We start from the raw sequence: 22,989 nt of genomic DNA, 5'->3' as shown, positions 1-22,989 counted from the left end.
AGACGAGGTGCCGTTGAAGGTTGTCGGGAGCAACGGGCCGCGTGGCGTGGGCACCGCCGGCTGTGAGAGGGACGGAATGGAACCGACCGAGAGCGCCGCCCCGGACTCACGGCTGCGTCCGCGCCGGGTGTCCGGGGCCTGGCGATGGGGGCGCTCGCTGTTCGCTGGGGGACGCCCGTTCGAGGGACACCGGGAACTCGCGGAGGGCTGGGCACAGGACCGCACGGCCGCGAGCACCCCCGGCACCGACGTACGGGGACCGGTACAGCTCACCGCCCGCACCGGAGCGGCCCCCGGTGTGCCCCGTCCCGTCACGGCCGGGCTCGGCGACGGGCGCGGTCACGCGCTGCCGGGCCACGACAGTGAACGGCACATGTCCTGGCCCGCGCTGCCCGCCCTGATCGTGGGCCTCGCGGGCGCGGTCCTCGGCGCCGGTTTCTACCGCGCCCTCCTCGGGCAGCAGGCCCTCTTCCCGTCCGGCACGGTCGGCTGGTCCCTCGCCCTGCTGAGCGGCATCATCGTCGGTCACCTCGTCGCCATGGGCCGCGCCCGCTGGTGGGGCGGCACGGGCTCCGGCGCCGCCCTCACCCTCGCCGTCCTGCTGCTCTACGGCTGGGTGCCCGCCGGCATGGTCAGCCTCACCGTCGTCGTCCTCGTGGGCATCGCCCGCCGGGGACGCTGGCGGCAGGGCGTGCTGCACGGCGCGGTCGACATCCTCGGCATCGGCGCCGGTGCGCTCGTGCTCGCCGTGTTCGGCCGGGTCCCGTCCGTGGAGAAGCCCTGGGACCCCGACAGCTGGAACTTCTACTCGGCACCCCAGGTCGCCCTGGTCGCCATCGCCTATCTCGCCGTCACCCGGGCCCTGCTGTGGTACCTGCACTCCGCGCGCGGCGGCGGACTGCCCACCGTCGCCCGTACGGCCCTGGCCAGGCAGGGTCTCGTCGCGGTCGCGCTGCTCGGCATCACTCCGCTCGTCTGCGTCGTGGCCGCCGCCCAGCCCCTGCTGCTGCCCCTGTTCGCCATCCCCCTCATCGCGCTCGACTCCACCCTGTGGATCGCCCGCGCCCGCGCCGAGGAACAACTGCGCGACCCGCTCACCGGGCTGCCGAACCGTCAGTGGCTGCTCGAACGGACCTGGACCGCGCTGGACGACGCCGAGCGCATCGGGGCACGATCCGCCCTGATGCTGATCGACCTCGACCGCTTCAGGTCGGTCAACGACACCCTCGGACACCTGGCCGGTGACCGGCTGCTGCTCCAGATAGCCGACCGGCTGCGGGTGGCGCTGCCGCGCGGAGCGGAGGCCGCACGGCTCGGCGGCGACGAGTTCGCCGTACTGCTGCCTGTCGCCGACTCCACGACCTCCGCGTCCCGCGTCGCCCGCAACCTCGTCGCCGCGCTCGGCTCACCGCTCGACCTCGACGGCCTCACCCTCGTCCTGGAGGCCAGCGCCGGGCTCGCCGTCTTCCCCGACCACGCGCTCGACGCGGAGGGGCTGCTGCGCCGGGCGGACGTGGCGATGTACCAGGCCAAGCGGGACCGTACGGGGGTGGAGGTGTACGAGTCCAAGCGGGACTCCAACACCCCGGACCGTCTCGGCCTGCTGGGCGACCTGCGGCGCGCGCTGGACGCGCACGAGGTGGATCTGCACTACCAGCCGAAGGTCCGCTTCGACGGACAGGTCGCCGGTCTGGAGGCGCTCGTGCGCTGGGTGCATCCCGAGCGGGGCAAAGTGCCGCCGGACGAGTTCATAGCGATCGCCGAGTCGTCCGGGCTGATGCCGCATCTGACGGAGTACGTGCTGGAGACGGCGCTGGGGCAGGTCGCGAAGTGGCGGGCGCAGGGGCTGCACGTACCGGTCGCGGTGAACGTGTCGCCCCGGGACGTCCACACGCCCGGTTTCGCGGGAGCGGTGGCCGCGCGGCTGGCGCGACACGGGGTGCCCGCGGGGGCTTTGCAACTGGAGATAACGGAGCATGTGCTGCTCGAAGATCCCCAGCGGGCCGCGGACACGCTGGCCGGGCTGACCGGTTACGGCGTGAAGATGTCGCTGGACGACTTCGGGACCGGGTACTCGTCGCTGGTGCATCTGCGGCGGCTGCCGGTGAGCGAGCTGAAGATCGACCGGTCGTTCGTGGCACGGCTGGCGGTGGACACGGAGGACGCGGAGATCGTGCGGTGCACGGTCGATCTCGCGCATTCGCTGGGGTTGCTGGTCGTCGCGGAGGGTGTGGAGGACGACGAGACGTGGGAGCGGTTGCGCGATCTCGGGTGTGACGCGGTGCAGGGGTGGCTGGTCGCCGCCGCGATGCCTCCTGAGGAGACCACGGCGTGGTTGCGGGCGCGGGGGTCCCGGGGGTGGCAGCGGCCGGCTGCGGCGTTGCCTGCGGCGACGGCGGACGAGTAGTTTTTCGCCCCCGCTGCGCCTGCGAGCTCGGGGTGTCCGCACGCGTCGGCGGGTGCGGGTTGTGTGTCGTTCGTCGGCCGCAGTCGCCCGACGAACCCCGCCCACCGGAGCTCTTAGGCACCCGTTCGTACGGCGGAGCCACTCGCTCCCCCTAGGATTGGGCCCAAACCACACACACTCACCCCAGAGGATCGCTGCATGCCTGGCATCACGCGCGAGGAGGTCGCCCACCTCGCCCGGCTGGCGCGTCTGGAGCTGAAGCCCGAAGAGCTCGACCACTTCGCAGGCCAGCTCGACGACATCATCGGCGCGGTCGCCCGCGTCAGCGAGGTCGCCGACCAAGACGTACCACCGACCTCGCACCCGCTCCCGCTGACGAACGTCATGCGCGCGGACGAGGTCCGACCCTCGCTCACCCCCGAGCAGGCGCTCTCCGGCGCCCCGGCCCAGGAGCAGCAGCGTTTCAAGGTGCCGCAGATCCTGGGGGAGGACTGATCACGTCATGACCGACAGCATCATCAAGCTCACCGCGGCCGAGACCGCCGCGAGGATCGCCTCCGGCGAGCTCACGGCCGTCCAGGTCACCGAGGCCCACCTGGCCCGGATCGAGGCGGTCGACGAGAAGGTCCACGCCTTCCTGCACGTCGACCGTGAAGGCGCCCTCGCCCAGGCCCGTGCCGTGGACGAGAAGCGGGAGCGGGGCGAGAAACTCGGCCCGCTCGCCGGTGTTCCGCTCGCGCTCAAGGACATCTTCACCACCGAGGGCATCCCGACGACCGTCGGGTCCAAGATCCTCGAAGGGTGGATCCCGCCCTACGACGCCACCCTCACCAAGCGGCTCAAGGCCGCCGACGTCGTCATTCTCGGCAAGACCAACATGGACGAGTTCGCCATGGGGTCCAGCACCGAGAACAGCGCGTACGGGCCGACCGGGAACCCGTGGGATCTCACCCGCATTCCCGGTGGCTCCGGTGGCGGTTCCTCCGCCGCGCTCGCCTCCTTCCAGGCGCCCCTCGCCATCGGCACCGACACCGGCGGCTCCATCCGCCAGCCGGCCGCCGTCACCGGCACGGTCGGTGTGAAGCCGACGTACGGGGCCGTCTCCCGGTACGGCATGGTCGCGTTCTCCTCCTCCCTCGACCAGGGCGGGCCCTGCGCCCGCACGGTCCTGGACGCGGCGCTGCTGCACGAGGTGATCGCCGGGCACGACCCGCTCGACTCCACCTCCATCGACGCCCCGGTCCCGCCGGTCGTCGAGGCCGCGCGCAACGGCAGTGTCGCCGGGATGCGTGTGGGCGTCGTCAAGCAGTTCCGCGGTGAGGGCTACCAGGCCGGTGTGCTCCAGCGGTTCGACGAGTCGGTCGCGCTGCTCAAGGAGCTGGGTGCCGAGATCGTCGAGCTGGACTGCCCGTCGTTCGACCTGGCGCTGGCCGCGTACTACCTGATCGCGCCGAGCGAGTGTTCGAGCAACCTGGCCCGCTTCGACGGACTGCGCTACGGCCTCCGTTCCGGCGACGACGGCACCCGTTCCGCCGAGGACGTCACCTCCCTCACCCGTGAGGCGGGCTTCGGCCCCGAGGTGAAGCGCCGCATCATGCTCGGCACGTACGCGCTCAGCTCCGGCTACTACGACGCGTACTACGGCTCCGCCCAGAAGGTCCGTACGCTCATCACGCGGGACTTCGAGAAGTCGTTCGAGAAGGTCGACGTCATCGTCTCGCCGACCACGCCCACCACCGCCTTCCCGATCGGCGAGCGCGCCGACGACCCGATGGCGATGTACCTGGCGGACCTCTGCACCATCCCGACCAACCTCGCGGGCAACGCCGCGATGTCCCTGCCCTGCGGCCTCGCGCCGGAGGACGGGCTGCCGGTCGGGCTGCAGATCATCGCCCCGGCACTGAAGGACGACCGTCTTTACAAGGTCGGCGCCGCCGTCGAGGCCGCCTTCGTGGAAAAGTGGGGGCACCCGCTCCTCGAGGAGGCTCCGTCGCTGTGACCAACGCACTGTCCAAGGCCAAGGACTTCCAGAAGTCCAAGTCCGGCACGTACGTGTCCATCGCCACCACCGCCTTCGGCGCGTGGGGCATCGCCAAGCGCATCAAGAAGGCCCGCGCCGAGCAGGACACGCTGCGCCTGATCGACGCGACGGTCGCCGCCGTCGGCATCGTCACCGGCCTCGCCATCCTGTACCGCGAACTGAAGCGGCTGGGCGACGACGACGTCCTGCTGGGCTGAGAGGGAAGTTTTCACCGTGACCACCACGACCGACCTGGTGTCGTACGAGGACGCGCTGGCGTCGTACGACCCCGTCATGGGCCTCGAGGTCCATGTCGAACTCGGCACCAAGACCAAGATGTTCTGCGGCTGTTCGACCGAGCTCGGTCAGGACGCCAACACGCAGACCTGCCCCACCTGCCTCGGCCTGCCCGGCTCGCTCCCGGTCGTCAACGCGACCGGCGTCGAGTCCGCGATCAAGATCGGTCTCGCGCTGAACTGCGAGATCGCCGAGTGGTGCCGCTTCGCCCGGAAGAACTACTTCTATCCGGACATGCCGAAGAACTTCCAGACCTCCCAGTACGACGAGCCGATCGCCTTCAACGGCTACCTCGACGTACAACTGGAGGACGGCGAGACCTTCCGCGTGGAGATCGAGCGCGCCCACATGGAGGAGGACACCGGCAAGTCCACCCACGTGGGCGGCGCGACCGGCCGTATCCACGGCGCCTCGCACTCGCTGCTCGACTACAACCGCGCGGGCATCCCGCTCATCGAGATCGTCACCAAGCCGATCGAGGGCGCGGGCGAGCGTGCTCCCGAGGTCGCCAAGGCGTACGTCCGTGAGCTGCGCGAGGTCATCAAGGCGCTCGGCGTCTCGGAAGCCCGTATGGAGATGGGCCAGATGCGCTGCGACGTGAACCTGTCGCTGCGCCCGCACGGCCGCGAGAAGTTCGGCACGCGCTCCGAGACGAAGAACGTGAACTCGCTGCGCAGCGTCGAGCGTGCCGCGCGCTTCGAGATCCAGCGGCACGCCGCCGTACTCGACAGCGGCGGGACGATCATCCAGGAGACCCGGCACTTCCACGAGGACACGGGGTCGACGACCTCGGGCCGCGTGAAGGAGGAGGCCGAGGACTACCGGTACTTCCCCGAGCCGGACCTCGTTCCGGTGGCCCCCTCGCGCGAGTGGGTCGAGGAGATCCGTGCCGGTCTGCCCGAGCTGCCGCTGGCCCGTCGTACGCGGCTGCTCGCCGAGTGGGGCATCGCCGCCACCGACATGCAGGCCATCCTCAACGCCGGTGCGCTGGACTTGATCGTCGCCACGATCGAGGCCGGGGCCGACGCGGCCGCCGCCCGCAAGTGGTGGATGGGCGAGCTGGCGCGCAGCGCCAACGAGTCCGCCAAGGCCCTGGAAGAGCTGGCCATCACGCCCGAGCAGGTCGCCCGGGTCACCCAGCTCGTGGCGTCCGGCGACCTGAACGACAAGCTGGCCCGCCAGGTCATCGAAGGCGTTCTCGCGGGCGAAGGCACCCCGGACGAGGTCGTCGACAAGCGCGGTCTGAAGGTCGTCTCCGACGAGGGCGCCCTGACCACGGCCGTCGAGGAGGCCATCGCCGGCAACCCGGGCATCGCGGACAAGATCCGCGGTGGCAAGGTCGCCGCGGCCGGCGCCCTGGTCGGCGCGGTCATGAAGGCCACGCGCGGCCAGGCGGACGCGGCCCGCGTCAAGGAGCTGATCCTGGAGAAGCTGGGCGTCAGCGAGGGCTGAACAACCAGGAGTCCCACTCCGTATGCCTGGGGGCGGCGCATCACCGCGATGTGCCGCCCTCAGGCGTGTGCGGGGCTGTGACGCGGGGCGACAGAGTCGCTGGGATTGTCCTGTGAGTTGACTCCCACTGATGTGAGGAGACCCTCAAAGGGTCCAAATGATCACTTCAGGGTGCAAGAGTTACCAGGCATTGCTCATGCGTTCTTTGCGTACTGTTCAGTTCCATCTGCGGCTGTACACGGTCAAAGATCAATAATCCACCCCCCAGGAGCGCGATCCGTGGCAGCCCTTGCGCGCTGGTGCGTCCGGCACCGACTCGTCGCCGTACTCGTGTGGCTTCTCGCCTTCGGCGGGACCGTCGCCGGCGCGGCGGTCGCGGGATCCGCGTACTCGAACGACTATGCGACCCCGGGTACGGAGTCCAGCCGCGCTGCCCAGCTCCTGAGTGAGGGCTTCCCCCACCTCGGCGGTGACAACGCCACCGTCGTCTGGCACACCGGCGACGGCTCCGTGAAGGCCGCCGCCGTCGAGCAGACGATGACCCGGACTCTCGACAAGATCGCCGACCTGCCGGGCGTGGCCTCCGTCACCGACCCGTACGACGGCGCCGGCGGCCGCCAGATCAGCGAGGACGGCCGTACGGCCTACGCGACCGTCACCTTCGACGACGCGGCCGAGGACGTCAGCAAGAGCGAGGCGCAGGCCGTCGTGAACGCCGCCGAGGGAGCCCGGAGCGACGGGCTGGAGGTCGAGCTGGGCGGCACCTCGATCGCGCTCACCGAGTCCTCCGGCGGGCATCTCGCCGAGATCGTCGGTGTGGTCGTCGCCGCCGTGGTCCTCTTCCTCGCCTTCGGCTCGCTCGCCGCCAGCATGCTGCCCATCGCCACCGCCCTGGTCAGCGTGGGCACCGCCTACGCGGGCATCACCCTGCTCGGGCACGCCATGACGGTGGCCGACTTCGCGCCCATGCTGGGCACCCTCATCGGGCTCGGCGTCGGCATCGACTACGCGCTCTTCATCGTCACCCGGCACCGGCGCGGACTGAAGCGCGGGCTGTCCGTCGAGGAGGCCGCGCGGAACGCCGTAGCGACCACCGGGCGGGCCGTCGTCTTCGCGGGTGCCACCGTGTGCATAGCGCTGCTGGGCATGCTGATCCTGCGGCTCGGCTTCCTCAACGGCGTCGCGATCGCCGCCTCGCTGACCGTGGTCCTCACCGTCGCCGCCTCCGTGACACTGCTGCCCGCGCTGTTGTCGTTCATCGGCACGCGCGCGCTGAGCCGCCGCGAGCGCCGCCGTCTCGCCGAGCACGGCCCCGAGCCCGAGGTCCCCACGGGCTTCGCCGCCCGCTGGTCCGCGTTCGTCGAACGGCACCCGAAGAAGCTCGGCGCGATCGCCCTCGTCATCATGACCCTGCTGGCCCTGCCCACGCTGGGGCTGCGCCTCGGCACCTCCGACCAGGGCAACGACCCCAAGACGTCCACCACCCGCCAGGCGTACGACCTTCTCGCCGACGGCTTCGGCCCCGGGGTGAACGGCCCGCTCACCCTCGTCACCGAGGTCGACGGCGCCGCCGACAAGCTCGCCCTCGACAACATCGACGCCACGCTCCGGGCCACCGAGGGCGTCTCGGCGGTCACCCCGGTGACGTTCAACAGCGCCGGCGACACCGCGTACCTCACCGTCGTACCGGACTCCTCCCCGCAGTCCGCCAGGACCAGCGACCTGGTCGAACGGCTGCGCGGCGAGGTGCTGCCGCGCGCCGAGACCGGCACCTCGCTCGATCTGCGCGTCGGCGGTGTGACCGCCGGTTACGACGACTTCGCGGACGTCATCGTCGGCAAGCTGCCGCTGTTCGTCGGCGTCGTCATCGGCCTCGGCTGTCTGCTGCTCCTGCTCGCCTTCCGCTCCATCGGCATCCCGCTCAAGGCCGCCGCGATGAACGTCGCCGCCGTCGCCGCCGCGTTCGGCGTGGTCGTCGCGATCTTCCAGTGGGGCTGGGGCAGCGAACTGCTCGGCCTCGGCCGGGCCGGACCGATCGAACCCTTCCTCCCCGTGATCATGGTCTCGGTTCTCTTCGGGCTCTCCATGGACTACCAGGTGTTCCTGGTCAGCCGGATGTACGAGGAGTGGCTGGAGACCGGCGACAACCGGCGCGCGGTCAGGGTCGGCCTCGCCGAGACCAGCCGCGTGATCAACTCCGCCGCGGTCATCATGATCTCCGTCTTCCTCGCCTTCGTGCTCAGCGGCGACCGCGTGATCGCCATGTTCGGCATCGCCCTCGCCGCCGCCGTCGCCCTCGACGCCTTCGTCCTCCGTACGCTCCTCGTCCCCGCCCTCATGCACATGCTCGGCGGCGCCAACTGGTGGCTGCCCCGCTGGCTCGACCGCCGGCTGCCCCGCATCAGCATCGAACCGCCCGAGTCCCGCGCCGCCCATGAGAGGCTCGCGGAGGTCGTCGACGTAGAGATCGACGACGTAGAGATCGATGACGCAGAGGTCTGCGACGTAGAGGTCGACGCGGACGACCTGGTCGTGGCGGAGAAGGAGCGGCAGCGGGATGTACGCGATATCCCTGGGTGACGGAGTCGAACTGCGGCAACTGGAGCCGTGGTGCGCCGAGGAGTTCCTCACGCACCTGCAGCGGGGCAGGGAGTTCATCAACCGGTTCGTCCCCTTCGGCGAGACGGCCACCGACGTGGACTCCGCGCGGGCGGTGCTCCAGCGGTACGCCGACATGCGGGCCGCCGACACCGGCTTCCTGCACGGCCTCTGGCTCGACGGAAAGCTCATGGGCGGCGTGCTCTTCCTCAACTTCGACGCCAAGAACGGCAACGCCGAGGTCGGCTGCTGGCTGGAACCCGCCGCCACCGGGCGGGGACTGATCACCCGCTCGATGCGGATCCTCATCGACTGGGCCGTTGACGTCCGCGGCATCCACCGCGTCGAGTGGATCGCCCCCTCGGGGAACACCCCGAGCCTGAACGTGGCCAGGCGGCTCGGGATGGCACGGGACGGGGTGCGGCGGGAGAGCTACACCCACCAAGGTGTCCGGCACGACTTGGAGATATGGTCCGTCCTCGCGCCGGAATGGCGTGAGGTACGCGCGCGTGCGGAACGATGACGTCCCGTTCGCGCGTTTCCCGTCACAGGGATCATTAAGAGACCTCTCAGACAACGTCCGTACGGTGCGAGGCATGGGAACCAAGACAGTTGACGAGACCGGGGCCGAGCCCGGTACCGAGGCGAAGAGCGACCAGAAGAACATGCACGTCACGAAGGAGGACACGGCCGCGGACGCGGTCGAGGCCACTGAGGCCGTCGAGTCCGTGGAGGAGGCCGCCGAGGACGAGCTGGACGACCTCGAACCGCTCCAGCCGGCCGCCGCCCGGAAGACGTCCCACGGCGTCGGCCAGGGCGCCGCGGGCATCGTGTCCGTCGCCCTCGGCATCGTCTCGCTGACCGGCAGCTGGGTCGGTACGGTGGCCTCCGCGCGCGAGGGGATCACCGGCGCGCTGGAGATGCAGGCCGCGCCCAAGGCGTCCGTCGCCACCCGTCTCCAGGCCCTCTACGGCGACTCCTGGCAGGCCACCGCGCTGTGGGGCGGCATCTTCGCCCTGGTCGCGCTGCTCGTCGGTGTCGGCGTGCTGGTCCGGCCCGCGTTCGGCGACCCCGACCAGGTGCAGGCGCCGTGGATCAAGTCGGTCGCCTGGGCCGGTGTCTCCGTCGGCTTCATCGGGCTGCTGCTGGCCGTCCTGAAGTACTCCGACGTCCTGCTGGGCCTGCCGAGCACCGGCTGACGTCCGCTCGCGCGGGCACGGCTTCTGAGGGGCCTTAGGTCCGTCGTAGGGATCCCTACGACGGACCTAAGGCCCCTCACCCGTTGAAGATGCGGAACTCTCCCGATGTGGCGGACCCCCCTCGAAGACGAAGGTTGAGGCATCGCGACAAGCGAGCCGAAACCGACTCTTCACCAGGGGTACGAGATGTTCGAGTACGAGCTTCACCAGATCCGTTCCGCCGAGCTGATCCGCGCGGCCGAACACCACCGCCAGGTCCGCGAGGCCCAGCGCGCCGCCGCCCACGACTCCGAGGAGAACGAAGCGGAAGGGCAGGTGGACAGCCACCGCCCACGCCGCTTCCGCTTCGCCCGCGCCGCGTGAGCGCGGGGGCGGCCGGTGGACGGCAGGGGGCGGGGGCCGGGGACCTGGGGGTGGTGATCGGGGGCCCGGGGGCACCGGTCGGGGGCCTGGGGGAGGCGGTCAGGGCCCCCGGGAGCCCGGTCGAGGACCTGCGGATATCGGTTGCCGGACCGTCCGGCCGGCGTGGGATGCTCGGCGCTGTGGAGACCAGGTCCGTCAGTCCCGTGTTCGTCGGCCGCACCGAGGAGCTGGGGGTGTTGCGCGAAGCGCTCGCCCGCGCCGCCGGCCGAGGCGGCGCCCCCGGCCTCGGGGGAGAGCCGCAGGCACTGCTGCTCGGCGGCGAGGCCGGCGTCGGAAAGACGCGCCTCGTCGAGGAGTTCGCCACGGCCGCCGTGCGCGAGGGCGCGGTCGTCGCCCTCGGCGGCTGCGTCGAGATCGGCGCCGACGGACTGCCGTTCGCCCCCTTCTCCACCGCGCTGCGCGCCCTGCACCGAGAGCTGCCGGCCGAACTGGCCGCCGCTGCCGCCGGACAGGAAGAGGAACTGGCCCGACTGCTCCCCGAGTTGGGCGAGACCCGGCACGCCCGCTACGACGAGGAGGGCACCGCGCGCCTCTTCGAACTCACCGCCCGCCTCCTGGAACGCCTCGCCGCCGACCGCACGATCGTTCTCGTCCTGGAGGATCTGCACTGGGCCGACGCCTCCACCCGCCACCTCCTCGCCTATCTGCTGCGCACCCTGCGCACCGGCCGCCTCGTCGTCCTCGCCAGCTACCGCTCCGACGACATCCACCGCCGCCACCCGCTGCGCCCCCTCCTCGCCGAACTCGACCGGCTCCGCTCCGTCCGCCGGATCGAACTGCGCCGCTTCAACCGCACCGAGGTCCGCCACCAACTCGCCGGCATCCTCGCCACCGAGCCCGAACCCGAACGGGTCGACGAGATCTTCGAACGCTCCGACGGCAACGCCTTCTTCGTCGAGGAGCTCGCCGTCGCCGCCCACGACGGCCGCGGCTGCGCCCTCACCGACTCCCTCCGCGACCTGCTTCTCGTCCGCGTCGAGAAGCTCCCCGAGGACGCCCAGCGCATCGCCCGGATCGTCGCCGAGGGCTGCTCCACCGTGGAGTACGCCCTGCTCGCGGCCGTCGCCGGGCTGCCCGAGGACGACCTCATCGAGGCCCTCAGAGCCGCCGTCGGCGCCAACATCCTCATCGCCGCACCCGGCGGCGACGGCTACCGCTTCCGCCACAGCCTGGTCCGCGAGGCCGTCAGCGACGACCTGCTGCCCGGCGAGCGCTCCCGGCTCAACCGCCGGTACGCCGAGGCCCTGGAGGCCGACCCGACACTCGTCCCCGCCGGCGCCCGCGCCACCCGCCTCGCCAGCTACTGGTACCACGCGCACGACGCGGCCAAGGCCCTGCCCGCCGTCCTCGACGCCTCCGCGGAGGCCCGTTCCCGACACGCCCACTCCGAGCAACTACGCCTCCTGGAACGGGCGATGGAGCTGTGGGAAGCCGCCCCCGAAGCCGTACGCGCCGCCCTGCGCCCCGTCGACCACACCGAGGTCTACCCTCCCTGCGGCTGCGACCCGGCCACCACACCCCTGCGCTACCTCGACCTCATGGCCGAGGCCGCCGTCGCCGGGCGCCTGTGCGGGGAGCGGGAGCGGGCCCTGAGGATCACCAAGCGGGCGCTGGACCTGCTCGCCGACGGCGACGATCCGCTGCGCGCCGCCTGGTTCTGGGTGCAGCGCTCGATGCTGACCGAGGGCCTCGCCCGCGGCGACGGCCGACAGCAACTCGCCACCGCCGAGGAGCTCGTCCGCGGCCTGCCCCCGTCGGAGGTGCACGCCGAGGTGCTGTCCAGGGTGGCCAACTGGTCCATGCTCCGTGCCCCCGGCCCCGACGCCTTCTCCGCCGCCCAGCGCGCCGTCGAGTACGCGCACATGGTCGGCGCCGAGGCCATCGAACTCAACGCCCGCCTCACCCTCGGCGGTCTGATGGTCGAAGCGGGCGACGTCGACGCGGGCGTCGCGGAGATGGAAGCCGTCCGCGTACGGGCGCTGGAGAGCGGCCCCGCCGTCGTCGTGGGCCGCAGCCATGTGAACCTGCCCTCCGGTCTGGAAGGCGTCGGCCGCTCCCGCGAAGCCGTCCGCGTCCTGCGGGAAGGGCTCGAAGTCACCCGCAGAATGGGCCTGTTGACCTCCGAGGCATGGGTCTGGGCCAACCTGTCCGAATCACTGCTCTCCCTGGGCCACTGGGAGGAGGCGACCGAGGCCGCCACGAAGGCCCGCGACACCGGCCCCGGCGCGAAGCCTCGCGGCATGAGCTGTGTGTGCTTCGCCGAGATCGCGCTCGCCCGCGGAGACCTGGCCGAGGCCGCCCGCAGCCTCCTGGCCGCCCGCGGTCACTACGGCACCCACGACCCCATGCCCCAGTACGACCTGCCGCTGTCCCGCATCATGATCGGCCTCGCCGCCGCCGAGGGCCGTCTCCTCGACGCCCGCGCCGAACTGGCCCGCGCCCTGGACGCCGGTTTCCCCCCGGGTACCCAGCGCTACGGCTGGCCCCTGCTGCTCACGGCCGCCACCGCCGAGGCCGACGCCCGGGCGCTGCCGGTCGCCGAACAGGACCGCGCCGAGGTCCTCGACCGCATCCGCACGACGGCCAAGCGCCTCACCACCGGGGCACCCGTCTGGCTCGCCCACGACCTCTGGGTGCGCGCCGAACTCCGACGCGCCGAGGGCGTGGCGGACCCGCACACCTGGTCCGACGTCGTCACCGCCGTCGAGCCCCTCGAACGACCGTACGACCTCGCCCGCGTTCGGCACCGGCTCGCCGAGGCGCTGCTGGCCGACGGCGCCGACGAGGATGCCCGGGCCCGCGCCACGGAGCTGCTCCGGCTGGCCGCCGCCGTGGCCGACCACCTCGGCGCCCGTCCGCTCGCCGACGCCGTCACCCTCCTCGCCCGCCGCGCCCGCCTCACCCTGAGCCGCACACCCGACCCCGCCCCCGCCGACCCGGTCACGGCCCTGGGCCTCACCGGCCGCGAACACGACGTCCTCCGCCTGGTCGCCGCCGGCCGCACCAACCGCCAGATAGCCGAGGAACTGTTCATCTCCCCGAAGACGGCCAGCGTCCACGTCTCGAACATCCTCGGCAAGCTCGGCGTCTCCGGGCGAGGGGAGGCGGCGGCGGTGGCGCATCGGGTGGGGTTGGTTCCCCAGGGGGCTGGGGAGCGACTGGCCGCGCGATGATGGAGGAGGAGAGGGGCAGCCATGTTCAACGCGTTCGAGGAACTGTTCGCGCCCGGCCGCAAGCACACCCGTGACGAGCAGAACCGTCTGGAACTGACCCGGGAGGACGTCGGGGACAACGACCCCGGACGCGGGCCCATAGACCTGGCGTCCGGGAAGGTCGTCGTAAGGCCACCCGATGCGGACGAGGCAGCCCAGGAGGACGTCGCCGAGGAGTGACGAACAGCCCTACGTCACCTTCAGCTCAAGAATCTTGTCGTCCCCCTTCTCGGGCGACCCCCGCCCGTCCGTCTCGCTCGTCACCAGCCACAGCTTGTCGCCGCCGGCGGAGACGACCGTGCGCAGGCGGCCGTACTCGCCCTCGAGGAAGGCCTGCGGGTCGGCCGAGGCCTTGGTGCCCTGCAGGGGGATGCGCCACAGACGCTTGCCCCTCAGGCCCGCCATCCAGACCGAGCCCTCCGCTATGGCGATCCCGCTGGGGGAGGCGTCCGCCACGGGCCACACCTCCACCGGGTCCACGAACCCGGACTTGTCGCCCTCGCCCTTGCCCTCGGCCTCCGGCCAGCCGTAGTTCCCACCCGGCTCGATCTGGTTCAGCTCGTCCCAGGTGTCCTGGCCGAACTCCGAGGCCCACAGACGCTGCTTGGCGTCCCAGGCGAGGCCCTGGACATTGCGGTGGCCGTACGAGTACACGAGGGAGTCGTCGAAGGGGTTGCCCGGGGCCGGCTGGCCGTCCGGGGTCATCCGGAGGATCTTGCCGCCCAGGGAGTCCTTGTCCTGGGCCAGCGGGCCCTCGTACCGCTCGCCGGTGCCCGCGTACAGCATCTGGTCGGGGCCGAAGGCGATACGGCCGCCGTTGTGGTTCGTGCCCTTGGGGATGCCGCGCAGGATCGTGTCCGGGGCGCCGAGCTGCTCGCCCTCCGGCTTCTCGGGGTCGTACAGCATCCGGACGATCCTGTTGTCCGACGCCGAGGTGAAGTACGCGTAGATCATGTGGTCGGAGGCGTACTCCGGGGAGACGGCGAGGCCCAGGAGGCCGCCCTCGCCCGCGGCGGCGACGCCGGGCACCTCGCCCAGCTCCGTCTTCTCGCCTGTCTCCTCGTCGACTCTGGTGATCGTGCCCTTGTCGCGGGAGGAGACCAGGAGGCCGCCCTCGGGGAGGGGGGCGAGGCCCCAGGGGGTGTCCAGGTCCTCGGCGACCGTGCGTACGACCTCGACCGAGCCCTTGGCGGGGGGTGTCTCCTCGGCTGCCGGGCTGGAGGAGGAGCCCTCCGGCTTCTTCGTACCGCTCGTACCGCTCGTACTGCTCGGGGTCGAGCTTCCGGGTGTGTCCGGCTGCTCCCCGTCATCGGTGGTGCAGCCGGCCGTCACCATAAGCACGGCCGCGGCCAAGACGGCCGTCACAGCTCGACGTTGCACGATCACGATCCCTTCGACGTGGCGCTTCTACTGTTCTTACACCGCCCGGGCCCCGCAGGTTCCCCCTCCGCCCCATCAACCCGACTTCAGGGGCGCGGGGAACTGCGCGAGCGACCACACGTCACCCGCCCTCGCCGAACCAACGGCCGGCGTGACAGACGACACGCCCTAGTCCCACGACCCCCGCGCCGCCGGCAGCCCACCCACCTCCGCCAGATCCTGAGGCGTCAGAGCCAGCCCAGCCGCACCCGCGTTCTCCGCCACCCACCGCTCATGCTTCGTACCCGGCACCGGTACCACCCGCGGCCCCTGAGCGAGCAGCCACGCCAGCGCCACCTGCCCCGGCGTCACCTCGCCCCCGTGGCGCCGCGCCACTCGCCGCAGACCGGCGACGATGGGCTGGTTGGCGGCCATCATCTCGGCGGTGAAGCGAGGGTGCCGGGCCCGCACGTCGTCCGGTTCGAAGCCCTCGCCCGGAGTGAGCGTGCCGGACAGGAAACCGTTGCCCAGCGGCATGGCGGCCAGAAGGCCCACCCCACGCGCCGCACACCACGGAAGCAGCGTCGCCAGCGCCTCACGGGACCAGACGGACAGCTCGGCCTGCACCGCGCTCACCGGGAAGACCTGCTGGACCCGCTGGAGTTGACGGATCGTGGCGTCGTACAGACCGGCACCGTCACGAGCGGCCGCACCGGTGCCGGCGCCCGTCCACGCTCCCATGCTCACGCCCGTGCCCATGCCCGAGACCACGCCACCCCGCGCCCCCGAACCCGCACCACCCACCCCGCTCCCCGGCCGCCGCGCCGCCCGCGCCCCCACCGCGCACAGCCCCAACGCCCTTACCTTCCCGGCCTGGACGAGTTCCGCCATCGCGCCCCACGTCTCCTCGACCGGGACTTCGGGGTCCTCGCGGTGGAGTTGGTAGAGGTCGATGACGTCGGTCTGGAGGCGGCGCAGAGAGGCGTCGCACGCCCTCTTCACATAGCCGGGGCGGCCGTTCGCCACGATGTGCTGTTCGCCCACCAGCAGGCCCACCTTCGTGGAGACGAAGGCCTCCGCGCGGCGCTCCTTGAGGACACGGCCCAGCAGGAGTTCGTTCGTGAACGGGCCGTACATGTCGGCCGTGTCGAGGAGCGTGCAGCCGAGGTCGAGCGCCCGGTGCACCGCCCGCAGCGACTCGTCGCCCCGCCGCCGCGACCCGGTGTACGCCCAGCTCATCGGCATGCATCCGAGTCCGACCGCCCCCACCTCGAGCGTCGCCGCGCCGATCGTCCTGCGCTCCACCTGGTCGTGACCCTCCCTCTCCTGGCCCTCCAACCTAACCTCTGCGGTCCCAGCCACCTGACATAGCCTCCGGAGCATGACTGCTGATGTGTGGCTTCCTATCCGGCCGGACGAGATCGACGGGCTCCCAGAGGGGCCCAATTACCGCTTCTGGGACGGTGAGCAGGAGTTTCCCGCCGATCCGGCCGAGTGCGCCTTCTATGTCGTGCCCTACATGAAGGCACCCTCCGTCTCCCAGCGGCCGCTGTCCGACATGGCCTCCGTCCAGGTCGTCCAGACGCTCTCCGCCGGTATCGACCACGTCGAGCCGGCGCTGCGCCTGCTGCGTCCGGGCGTACGGCTGTGCAACGCGCGCGGTGTGCACGAGGCGAGTACGGCCGAACTCACGCTCACGCTCATCCTGGCCTCGCTCCGGGGCGTCCCCGACTTCGTACGGGCGCAGGACAAGGGGGAGTGGCGGGGCGGGTTCCGGCCGGCGCTGGCCGACAAGTCCGTGCTGATCGTGGGGTACGGCTCCATCGGCGCCGCCATCGAGGACCGGCTCGTACCCTTTGAGGTGGCGCGGGTGGCGCGCGTCGCGCGCTCCGAGCGCACCACGGCGCGCGGCCCGGTGCACCCGCTCACCGACCTGCCCTCCCTGCTGCCGGAAGCGGACGTCGTGGTGCTCTCCACGCCCCTCACGGAGCAGACCAAGGGCCTGGTCGACGCCGATTTCCTGGCGCTGATGAAGGACGGCGCCCTGCTCGTGAACGTCGCCCGCGGAGGTGTCGTCGACACCAAGGCGCTCCTCACCGAGCTGGAGACGGGGCGCGTTCTGGCGGCGCTCGATGTGACCGATCCCGAGCCCTTGCCTCCGGGGCACCCCTTGTGGCAGGCGCCCGGCGTGCTCATCAGCCCCCACGTCGGCGGCCCCACCTCGGCCTTCCTGCCGCGCGCCAAAAGGCTGCTTGTGGACCAGTTGCACCGGTTCGTGAACCAAGAGCCTTTGCGGAACGTGGTCCTTACGACAGGCGCGACGGCAGGCGCGTAATCCACTTCGGGCACCCTCCGCATTCCTTCGAAAGCGGAACGTGCTCGCATTGCCGCAGGTGGTCACGGAGCGTAGAGAAGCCCTGTCCCTGTGTGACGAAACTGGTGTATCGTCCCGACAGGGGTTGCGCCGCGCACCTTTCGGCGCCGGGGACGGACTTGGGACTGTGAGGGGGGCGACGGGCGATGCACGGCCTATGGACGAACGATCCGACGCGGCGGAGCCGCCGACGGCGACCCTGGTGTACCGCGACGCGGAAACGCCAACAGGACGGTCACGGAAGCCTCGCAGGTCACGCAGGTAACGCAGGCCGTTCCGGTCCCGGCGGCCAGGGTGATCACGGCGGTCATGGCGGCCGTGGCGCTCACGGCAGTCACGATGGCCACAGTCATCCCGGTGGCCACGGCCGGCACCACCGCAGGCACAACAGCCGCAGAGAACACACGCATCCGACGCACCGGGACCGGCGGGACACGGCAGGGGCGCTCACCGAGGAGCTCCGGTGAGCCCCCGCCCGTCACCCGCCGCCACGCTCGACCCGACGCCCGGGGACGCCAAGCCGCTCCCCGGGCCGCCGCCGCCCGGCGGACTGCTCCTTGACCGCGACGGTGCGGGCCTCAGGGCCCAGCTCGTGCTCGCCCTGGTCTGCGCGGCCTACGCCGTCGGTGCCGCGCTCGGCTGGGGCGATGAGCAAGTCGCCCTCGTCATGGGCGACTTCGGGCTCGCCGCCGCGGCCGCGGCCGCCGCCGTCTCCTGCTTCCGCTACGCGCGCAGCCGCCAAAGCCGCTTTCGACCCGCCTGGCTGCTGTTCGCCCTCTCCTCCATGATGGCGGCGCTGGGCAACGGCGTATGGGGCTGGTACGAGGTCGTCCTCGACCGGCCCGTGCCCAGCCCGAGCTACGCCGACCTGTTCTTCCTCTGCTTCGCGCCACCCGCGATCGTCGGCCTGCTGGTGCTCGCCAAGCGGCCCGTCACCAAGGCGGGCTGGGTCTGCCTCATGCTGGACTCCTGGCTGATCGGCGGCTCCCTGGTCACCCTCTCCTGGAGCCTCGCGCTCGCCCAGGTCACCAAATTCGGCGGGTCGAACGTCGCGCACACCGCGCTCAACCTCGCCTACCCCCTGCTCGACATCGCCCTGGTCAGCATGGTGCTCGCACTGCACTTCCGCCGCACCTCGGTCCACCGCCCGGCGGTGAACACCGCGATCGGCGCGCTCGCGCTCACCGTGATGTGCGACGCCCTGTTCACCTCGCCCCTGCTGCACTACAGCTACCGCTCCGGCCAACTCCTCGACGCCGGCTGGTTCGCGGGCTCCCTGCTCCTCGCCTACGCCCCCTGGACCGGCCGACGGCACGGAGCCCGGTCCGAGGAGAGCGGTCACGCGCGCGTGGTGCACGAGCACATCCCCGGCCAGCGGCACGACGGACCGCAGGCAGGACACGTGCATGTGCTCCTCCAAGGAGGAGGTCACAGTCGGTATCCGGCCAACCGCCCGATCGCCGGCTCGCTGGCCGCCCTCACTCCCTACCTGGCCGCCGCCGTCTGCACCCTCGGCATCCTCTACAACGTCCTGAGCGGCCGCAGCGTCGACCGGGTGGTGCTGATCACCGCCTGCACGGTCGTGCTCGCCCTCGTGGTCCGCCAGGGCATCATGCTCCTCGACAACATCACCCTCACCCAGGAGCTGGCCCAGAAGGAGAACCACTTCCGCTCCCTGGTGCAGGGCTCCAGCGACGTCATCATGATCGCCGCACCCAACGGCATCCTCCGCTACGTCAGCCCGGCCGCCGCCGGCGTCTACGGCCGTCCGGCGGAGGACCTCGTCGGCAAGGAGCTGGCCTCGATCATCCACCCCGAGGACCTCGGCTGCGTCGTCCACGAGGTGCGCCGCTTCCTCGCCGCCAGCCCCGGCGAGGAGCCCACCACCCGGATCGAGTGCCGCTTCAAGTCCGGCGACGCCGGCTGGCTGAACGTGGAGTCCACGGTCAACAGGCACCACGGCGGCCTCATCTTCAACAGCCGGGACGTGACCGAGAGAGTGCGCCTGCAGGCCCAGCTCCAGCACAACGCCGAGCACGACCCGCTCACCGACCTGCCCAACCGCGCCCTGTTCACCAAACGGGTCCAGCAGGCCCTCTCCGGCCGCCGCAGCACCGACCGGGGCACGGCCGTCCTCTTCATCGACCTCGACGGATTCAAGGCGGTCAACGACACGATCGGGCACCAGGCCGGGGACGAGCTGCTCGTCCAGGCCGCCCGCAGGCTCCAGGACGCGGTCCGGTACGGCGACACGGCCTCCCGCCTCGGCGGCGACGAGTTCGCGGCCCTCATCGTCGGCGACGGCTCCCGCGACCGCGCCGCCCGCGAACGGAGCATCTTCGAGCTCGCCGACCGCCTCCGTATCACCCTCTCGCAGCCGTACGTCATCGACGGCAACGACGTCCGGGTGGCCGCCTCCATCGGTGTCTCCTTCGCCGAGCCGGGCCTCGGCGCGGGTGAACTGCTGCGCAACGCCGACCTCGCCATGTACCGCGCCAAGGCCTCAGGCAAGGGCCGCGTCGAGCTGTACAAGCCGCAGATGCAGCAGGACGTCGTACGCAAGGCCGAGCTGGCCACCCGGCTGCGGGCCGCGCTGCACGACGGCGAGTTCGTGCTGCTGCACCAGCCCGTGGTCGCCCTGGAGACCGGCCGGATCACCTCGGTCTCGACCCAGGCCCGCTGGCGCTCCTCCCAGGGCGTGCTGTTCACGCCCGCCGAGTTCCTGCGGGTCGCCGAGGACGGCGACAAGACCATGGAGCTGGGCCGCTGGGTGCTCGAACAGGCCATAGAGCAGGCTGCCGGGCGCGCCGCGAACGGCCTGAACGTACCGGTGGCCGTCCGGGTGAGCGCCCGCCAACTGCTGGACCGCTCGCTGCCCGGCTCCGTGGAGACGCTCCTGACCCGGCACGGACTCCCTTCCGGGTGCCTGGTGCTCGAACTGTCCGACATCGACACCGGCACGTCCCTGGACGAGCTGGAGCGCCGGCTGACGCATCTGCGCAGGCTCGGCGTGCAGATCGCCCTGGACGGCTTCGACAGCGGCCTCGTGGCCCTCACGGCGCTGCGGCGGCTTCCCGTCGACGTACTGAAGCTGGACCGGGGGCTCGTCGAGGGGATCGTGGAGTCCACGCCGCTGCACAAGATCACCAGCGGGCTGGTGCGCATCGCCACCGACCTGGGGGTGCGGACCGTGGCCGACGGGGTGGACCTGCCCGAGCAGGTCATCGCCCTGCGCGCGATGGGCTGCACCCACGGCCAGGGTGCCGCCTTCTCCGGAGCGCTGGACGAGTACCGCCTGCGCCGGGCCCTGTCCACGGGCCACTGTCCGGTGCCGCACGGACCGGCGGAACCCGCGTTCGCGGCCGAGGGCGCACGGAGGTCCGAAGGGCTGAGCAAGGTCGTGGCCTCGGCGCCGACCATGGCGCCCCGGAGGTGAACGGGCGATGAGAGGCGCGGGGGTGTACACAAGTGGTGTGCCCGCTGTCCACGGAGGCGGAAGTGCCCTTCGCTCACATAATGAGACTCCCGTCCCACCCGCTTGACACGTGGTGCGTGCCGGGGGGAGGGTCAGTTCCATGCGCACCCGAATTCTCGTACTTGGAAAGCGCGTCGGCTGAAGCTGGGACCCACTGGACGATGATCCGGAATCCCCAGCGACCGTACCCGGCGCGCTCCCCTCGCTTGCCTCATGGCAAGGAGGGGTTTTTTGTTGCACGGGTACCAGTCAGACGCTAGCCGCACACCGCACGAACCTCGCAAAACACCCTCAGCATCGAGAAGAGAATGCCGATGACCGAGCAGGCCACCGGGGCCCACCATCCGCAGCCGCGGCCCCGATCCGGAGGACAGTCCACCCCCGTCGAGCACGTCACGGGTGCGCAGTCCCTCATCCGCTCTCTCGAGGAGGTCGGGGCCGAGACAGTGTTCGGCATCCCCGGGGGCACCATCCTGCCGGCGTACGACCCCATGATGGACTCCAAGCGGGTGCGCCACGTGCTGGTCCGCCACGAGCAGGGCGCCGGCCACGCGGCCACCGGTTACGCGCAGGCCACCGGCAAGGTCGGGGTGTGCATGGCGACGTCCGGGCCGGGCGCCACCAACCTGGTCACCCCGATCGCGGACGCGCACATGGACTCCGTGCCGCTGGTCGCGATCACCGGGCAGGTCGTGTCCAAGGCGATCGGTACGGACGCCTTCCAGGAGGCGGACATCGTCGGCATCACCATGCCGATCACCAAGCACAGCTTCCTGGTCACCAAGGCCGAGGACATCCCCCGGGCGATCGCGCAGGCGTTCCACATCGCCTCCACCGGCCGCCCGGGGCCGGTCCTGGTCGACATCCCCAAGGACATCCTCCAGGCGCAGACCACCTTCACCTGGCCGCCGGCCATGGACCTGCCCGGCTACCGGCCCGTCACCAAGCCGCACGCCAAGCAGATCCGCGAGGCCGCGAAGCTGATCACCGCCGCCAAGCGGCCCGTCCTGTACGTCGGCGGCGGCGTCATCAAGGCCAGGGCCACCGCCGAGCTGAAGGTCCTCGCCGAACTCACCGGAGCGCCCGTCACCACCACCCTGATGGCGCTCGGCGCATTCCCCGACAGCCACCCGCTGCACGTGGGAATGCCGGGCATGCACGGTGCGGTCACCGCCGTCACCGCGCTGCAGAAGGCCGACCTGATCGTCGCCCTCGGAGCCCGCTTCGACGACCGCGTCACCGGCAAGCTCTCCAGCTTCGCCCCGCACGCCAAGATCGTCCACGCCGACATCGACCCGGCGGAGATCGGCAAGAACCGCGCCGCCGACGTCCCGATCGTCGGGGACGCCCGCGAGGTCATCGCCGACCTGGTCCAGGCCGTGCAGAAGGAGCACAGCGAGGGCCAGACCGGCGACTACACCGCCTGGTGGAAGGACCTCAACCGCTGGCGCGAGACCTACCCGCTGGGCTACGAGCAGCCCGACAACGGCTCGCTCTCCCCGCAGCAGGTCATCGAGCGCATCGGCCAACTCGCCCCCGAGGGCACGATCTTCGCCGCGGGCGTCGGCCAGCACCAGATGTGGGCCGCGCACTACATCCAGTACGAGAAGCCCGCGACCTGGCTGAACTCCGGCGGCGCCGGAACGATGGGGTACGCGGTCCCGGCCGCTATGGGAGCCAAGGCCGGCGCCCCGGACCGTACGGTCTGGGCGATCGACGGCGACGGCTGCTTCCAGATGACCAACCAGGAACTCACCACCTGCGCGCTCAACAACATCCCGATCAAGGTCGCCATCATCAACAACGGCGCCCTCGGGATGGTCCGCCAGTGGCAGACCCTGTTCTACAACCAGCGCTACTCCAACACCGTGCTGCACTCCGGGCCCGACGACGTCAACCCGGAGGCCAGGGGCACCCGCGTCCCCGACTTCGTCAAGCTGTCCGAGGCGATGGGCTGCTACGCCATCCGCTGCGAGTCCCCGGACGACCTCGACAAGGTCATCGAGGAGGCGAACTCGATCAACGACCGCCCCGTCGTGATCGACTTCATCGTCCACGAGGACGCCATGGTTTGGCCGATGGTCGCCGCCGGCACCTCCAACGACGAGATCATGGCCGCCCGGGACGTCCGCCCCGACTTCGGCGACAACGAAGACGACTGAGCGAGAGAGAC

At 71.3% G+C, this 22,989-nt stretch carries 15 protein-coding genes and 1 pseudogene; 14 read left to right on the top strand and 2 right to left on the bottom strand.

Going from position 1 to position 22,989, the window contains the following annotated elements; genetic code table 11:
* The first annotated feature begins 76 nt into the window (after positions 1-76).
* From SGFS_RS19720 to SGFS_RS19670, 11 genes are all read left to right on the top strand, one after another.
* Entirely contained in the window at positions 77-2,407 is a 2,331-nt protein-coding gene (locus tag SGFS_RS19720) for a putative bifunctional diguanylate cyclase/phosphodiesterase (RefSeq protein ID WP_286252037.1), read from the top strand.
* A 198-nt stretch (positions 2,408-2,605) separates the two neighbouring features.
* Positions 2,606-2,902, top strand: a complete 297-nt coding sequence (gene gatC / locus SGFS_RS19715) for an Asp-tRNA(Asn)/Glu-tRNA(Gln) amidotransferase subunit GatC (RefSeq protein ID WP_018531282.1) — start codon at positions 2,606-2,608, stop codon at positions 2,900-2,902.
* A 7-nt stretch (positions 2,903-2,909) separates the two neighbouring features.
* Positions 2,910-4,406, top strand: a complete 1,497-nt coding sequence (gatA, locus tag SGFS_RS19710) for an Asp-tRNA(Asn)/Glu-tRNA(Gln) amidotransferase subunit GatA (RefSeq protein ID WP_286252035.1) — start codon at positions 2,910-2,912, stop codon at positions 4,404-4,406.
* Positions 4,403-4,645, top strand: coding sequence for a hypothetical protein (locus tag SGFS_RS19705; RefSeq protein ID WP_286252033.1), 243 nt, complete (start codon positions 4,403-4,405; stop codon positions 4,643-4,645). Before gatA ends, SGFS_RS19705 begins: the two co-directional genes overlap by 4 nt.
* 16 nt (positions 4,646-4,661) lie before the next feature.
* Positions 4,662-6,176 carry an Asp-tRNA(Asn)/Glu-tRNA(Gln) amidotransferase subunit GatB gene (gene gatB / locus SGFS_RS19700; protein WP_286252032.1) on the top strand — a complete coding sequence of 505 codons (1,515 nt, stop codon included), beginning with the start codon at positions 4,662-4,664 and terminating at the stop codon, positions 6,174-6,176.
* A gap of 279 nt (positions 6,177-6,455) precedes the next feature.
* On the top strand, positions 6,456-8,756 hold the full coding sequence (locus SGFS_RS19695) for an MMPL family transporter (protein WP_286252030.1): 2,301 nt from the start codon (positions 6,456-6,458) through the stop codon (positions 8,754-8,756).
* A complete protein-coding gene (locus SGFS_RS19690) occupies positions 8,734-9,297 on the top strand; it encodes a GNAT family N-acetyltransferase (RefSeq protein WP_286252028.1) in 564 nt (187 codons plus the stop codon). The genes SGFS_RS19695 and SGFS_RS19690 overlap by 23 nt, the downstream gene beginning before the upstream one ends.
* Before the next feature lie 73 nt (positions 9,298-9,370).
* The gene (locus SGFS_RS19685; protein ID WP_286252027.1) at positions 9,371-9,973 is read left to right on the top strand and encodes a hypothetical protein; all 603 of its coding nucleotides are present in this window, start codon (positions 9,371-9,373) and stop codon (positions 9,971-9,973) included.
* A 186-nt stretch (positions 9,974-10,159) separates the two neighbouring features.
* Positions 10,160-10,336 (top strand): hypothetical protein, encoded by a 177-nt coding sequence (locus SGFS_RS19680; RefSeq protein WP_286252026.1) that lies wholly within the window; start codon positions 10,160-10,162, stop codon positions 10,334-10,336.
* A 167-nt stretch (positions 10,337-10,503) separates the two neighbouring features.
* On the top strand, positions 10,504-13,569 hold the full coding sequence (locus SGFS_RS19675; RefSeq protein WP_286252025.1) for a helix-turn-helix transcriptional regulator: 3,066 nt from the start codon (positions 10,504-10,506) through the stop codon (positions 13,567-13,569).
* 21 nt (positions 13,570-13,590) lie between these two features.
* Positions 13,591-13,788, top strand: a complete 198-nt coding sequence (locus SGFS_RS19670) for a DUF6191 domain-containing protein (RefSeq protein WP_286252024.1) — start codon at positions 13,591-13,593, stop codon at positions 13,786-13,788.
* Positions 13,789-13,797: 9 nt separating this feature from the next.
* Here SGFS_RS19670 and SGFS_RS19665 read toward each other — a convergent pair whose 3' ends face one another.
* Complete coding sequence (locus tag SGFS_RS19665; protein WP_434027532.1) at positions 13,798-14,994, bottom strand: PQQ-dependent sugar dehydrogenase; 1,197 nt, start codon at positions 14,992-14,994, stop codon at positions 13,798-13,800.
* Positions 14,995-15,156: 162 nt separating this feature from the next.
* A complete protein-coding gene (locus tag SGFS_RS19660; RefSeq protein WP_286252022.1) occupies positions 15,157-16,272 on the bottom strand; it encodes an aldo/keto reductase in 1,116 nt (371 codons plus the stop codon).
* A gap of 76 nt (positions 16,273-16,348) precedes the next feature.
* Between SGFS_RS19660 and SGFS_RS19655 the strand changes: the two genes are divergently transcribed.
* The 3 genes and pseudogenes from SGFS_RS19655 to SGFS_RS19645 all read left to right on the top strand — a co-directional run bounded on the left by SGFS_RS19655 (position 16,349) and on the right by SGFS_RS19645 (position 22,978).
* The gene (locus SGFS_RS19655; RefSeq protein WP_286252020.1) at positions 16,349-17,302 is read left to right on the top strand and encodes a 2-hydroxyacid dehydrogenase; all 954 of its coding nucleotides are present in this window, start codon (positions 16,349-16,351) and stop codon (positions 17,300-17,302) included.
* A gap of 502 nt (positions 17,303-17,804) precedes the next feature.
* Positions 17,805-20,883 (top strand): annotated as a pseudogene (locus tag SGFS_RS19650) (putative bifunctional diguanylate cyclase/phosphodiesterase).
* 247 nt (positions 20,884-21,130) lie between these two features.
* Positions 21,131-22,978, top strand: a complete 1,848-nt coding sequence (locus SGFS_RS19645; RefSeq protein ID WP_286252018.1) for an acetolactate synthase large subunit — start codon at positions 21,131-21,133, stop codon at positions 22,976-22,978.
* Positions 22,979-22,989 lie beyond the last annotated feature (11 nt).

This window comes from Streptomyces graminofaciens (assembly GCF_030294945.1).
Classification (GTDB): domain Bacteria; phylum Actinomycetota; class Actinomycetes; order Streptomycetales; family Streptomycetaceae; genus Streptomyces; species Streptomyces graminofaciens.
This window is presented reverse-complemented; position numbering and strand designations above follow the sequence as displayed.

Excerpts from the sequence above, each read along its gene's own strand:
- SGFS_RS19675 (WP_286252025.1), top strand. The coding sequence starts at position 10,504 with ATGCTCGGCGCTGTGGAGACCAGGTCCGTCAGTCCCGTGTTCGTCGGC.
- SGFS_RS19685 (WP_286252027.1), top strand. The coding sequence starts at position 9,371 with ATGGGAACCAAGACAGTTGACGAGACCGGGGCCGAGCCCGGTACCGAG.
- gatA (WP_286252035.1), top strand. The coding sequence starts at position 2,910 with ATGACCGACAGCATCATCAAGCTCACCGCGGCCGAGACCGCCGCGAGG.
- SGFS_RS19680 (WP_286252026.1), top strand. The coding sequence starts at position 10,160 with ATGTTCGAGTACGAGCTTCACCAGATCCGTTCCGCCGAGCTGATCCGC.
- SGFS_RS19655 (WP_286252020.1), top strand. The coding sequence starts at position 16,349 with ATGACTGCTGATGTGTGGCTTCCTATCCGGCCGGACGAGATCGACGGG.
- SGFS_RS19645 (WP_286252018.1), top strand. The coding sequence starts at position 21,131 with ATGACCGAGCAGGCCACCGGGGCCCACCATCCGCAGCCGCGGCCCCGA.
- SGFS_RS19670 (WP_286252024.1), top strand. The coding sequence starts at position 13,591 with ATGTTCAACGCGTTCGAGGAACTGTTCGCGCCCGGCCGCAAGCACACC.
- gatC (WP_018531282.1), top strand. The coding sequence starts at position 2,606 with ATGCCTGGCATCACGCGCGAGGAGGTCGCCCACCTCGCCCGGCTGGCG.
- SGFS_RS19690 (WP_286252028.1), top strand. The coding sequence starts at position 8,734 with ATGTACGCGATATCCCTGGGTGACGGAGTCGAACTGCGGCAACTGGAG.
- SGFS_RS19720 (WP_286252037.1), top strand. The coding sequence starts at position 77 with ATGGAACCGACCGAGAGCGCCGCCCCGGACTCACGGCTGCGTCCGCGC.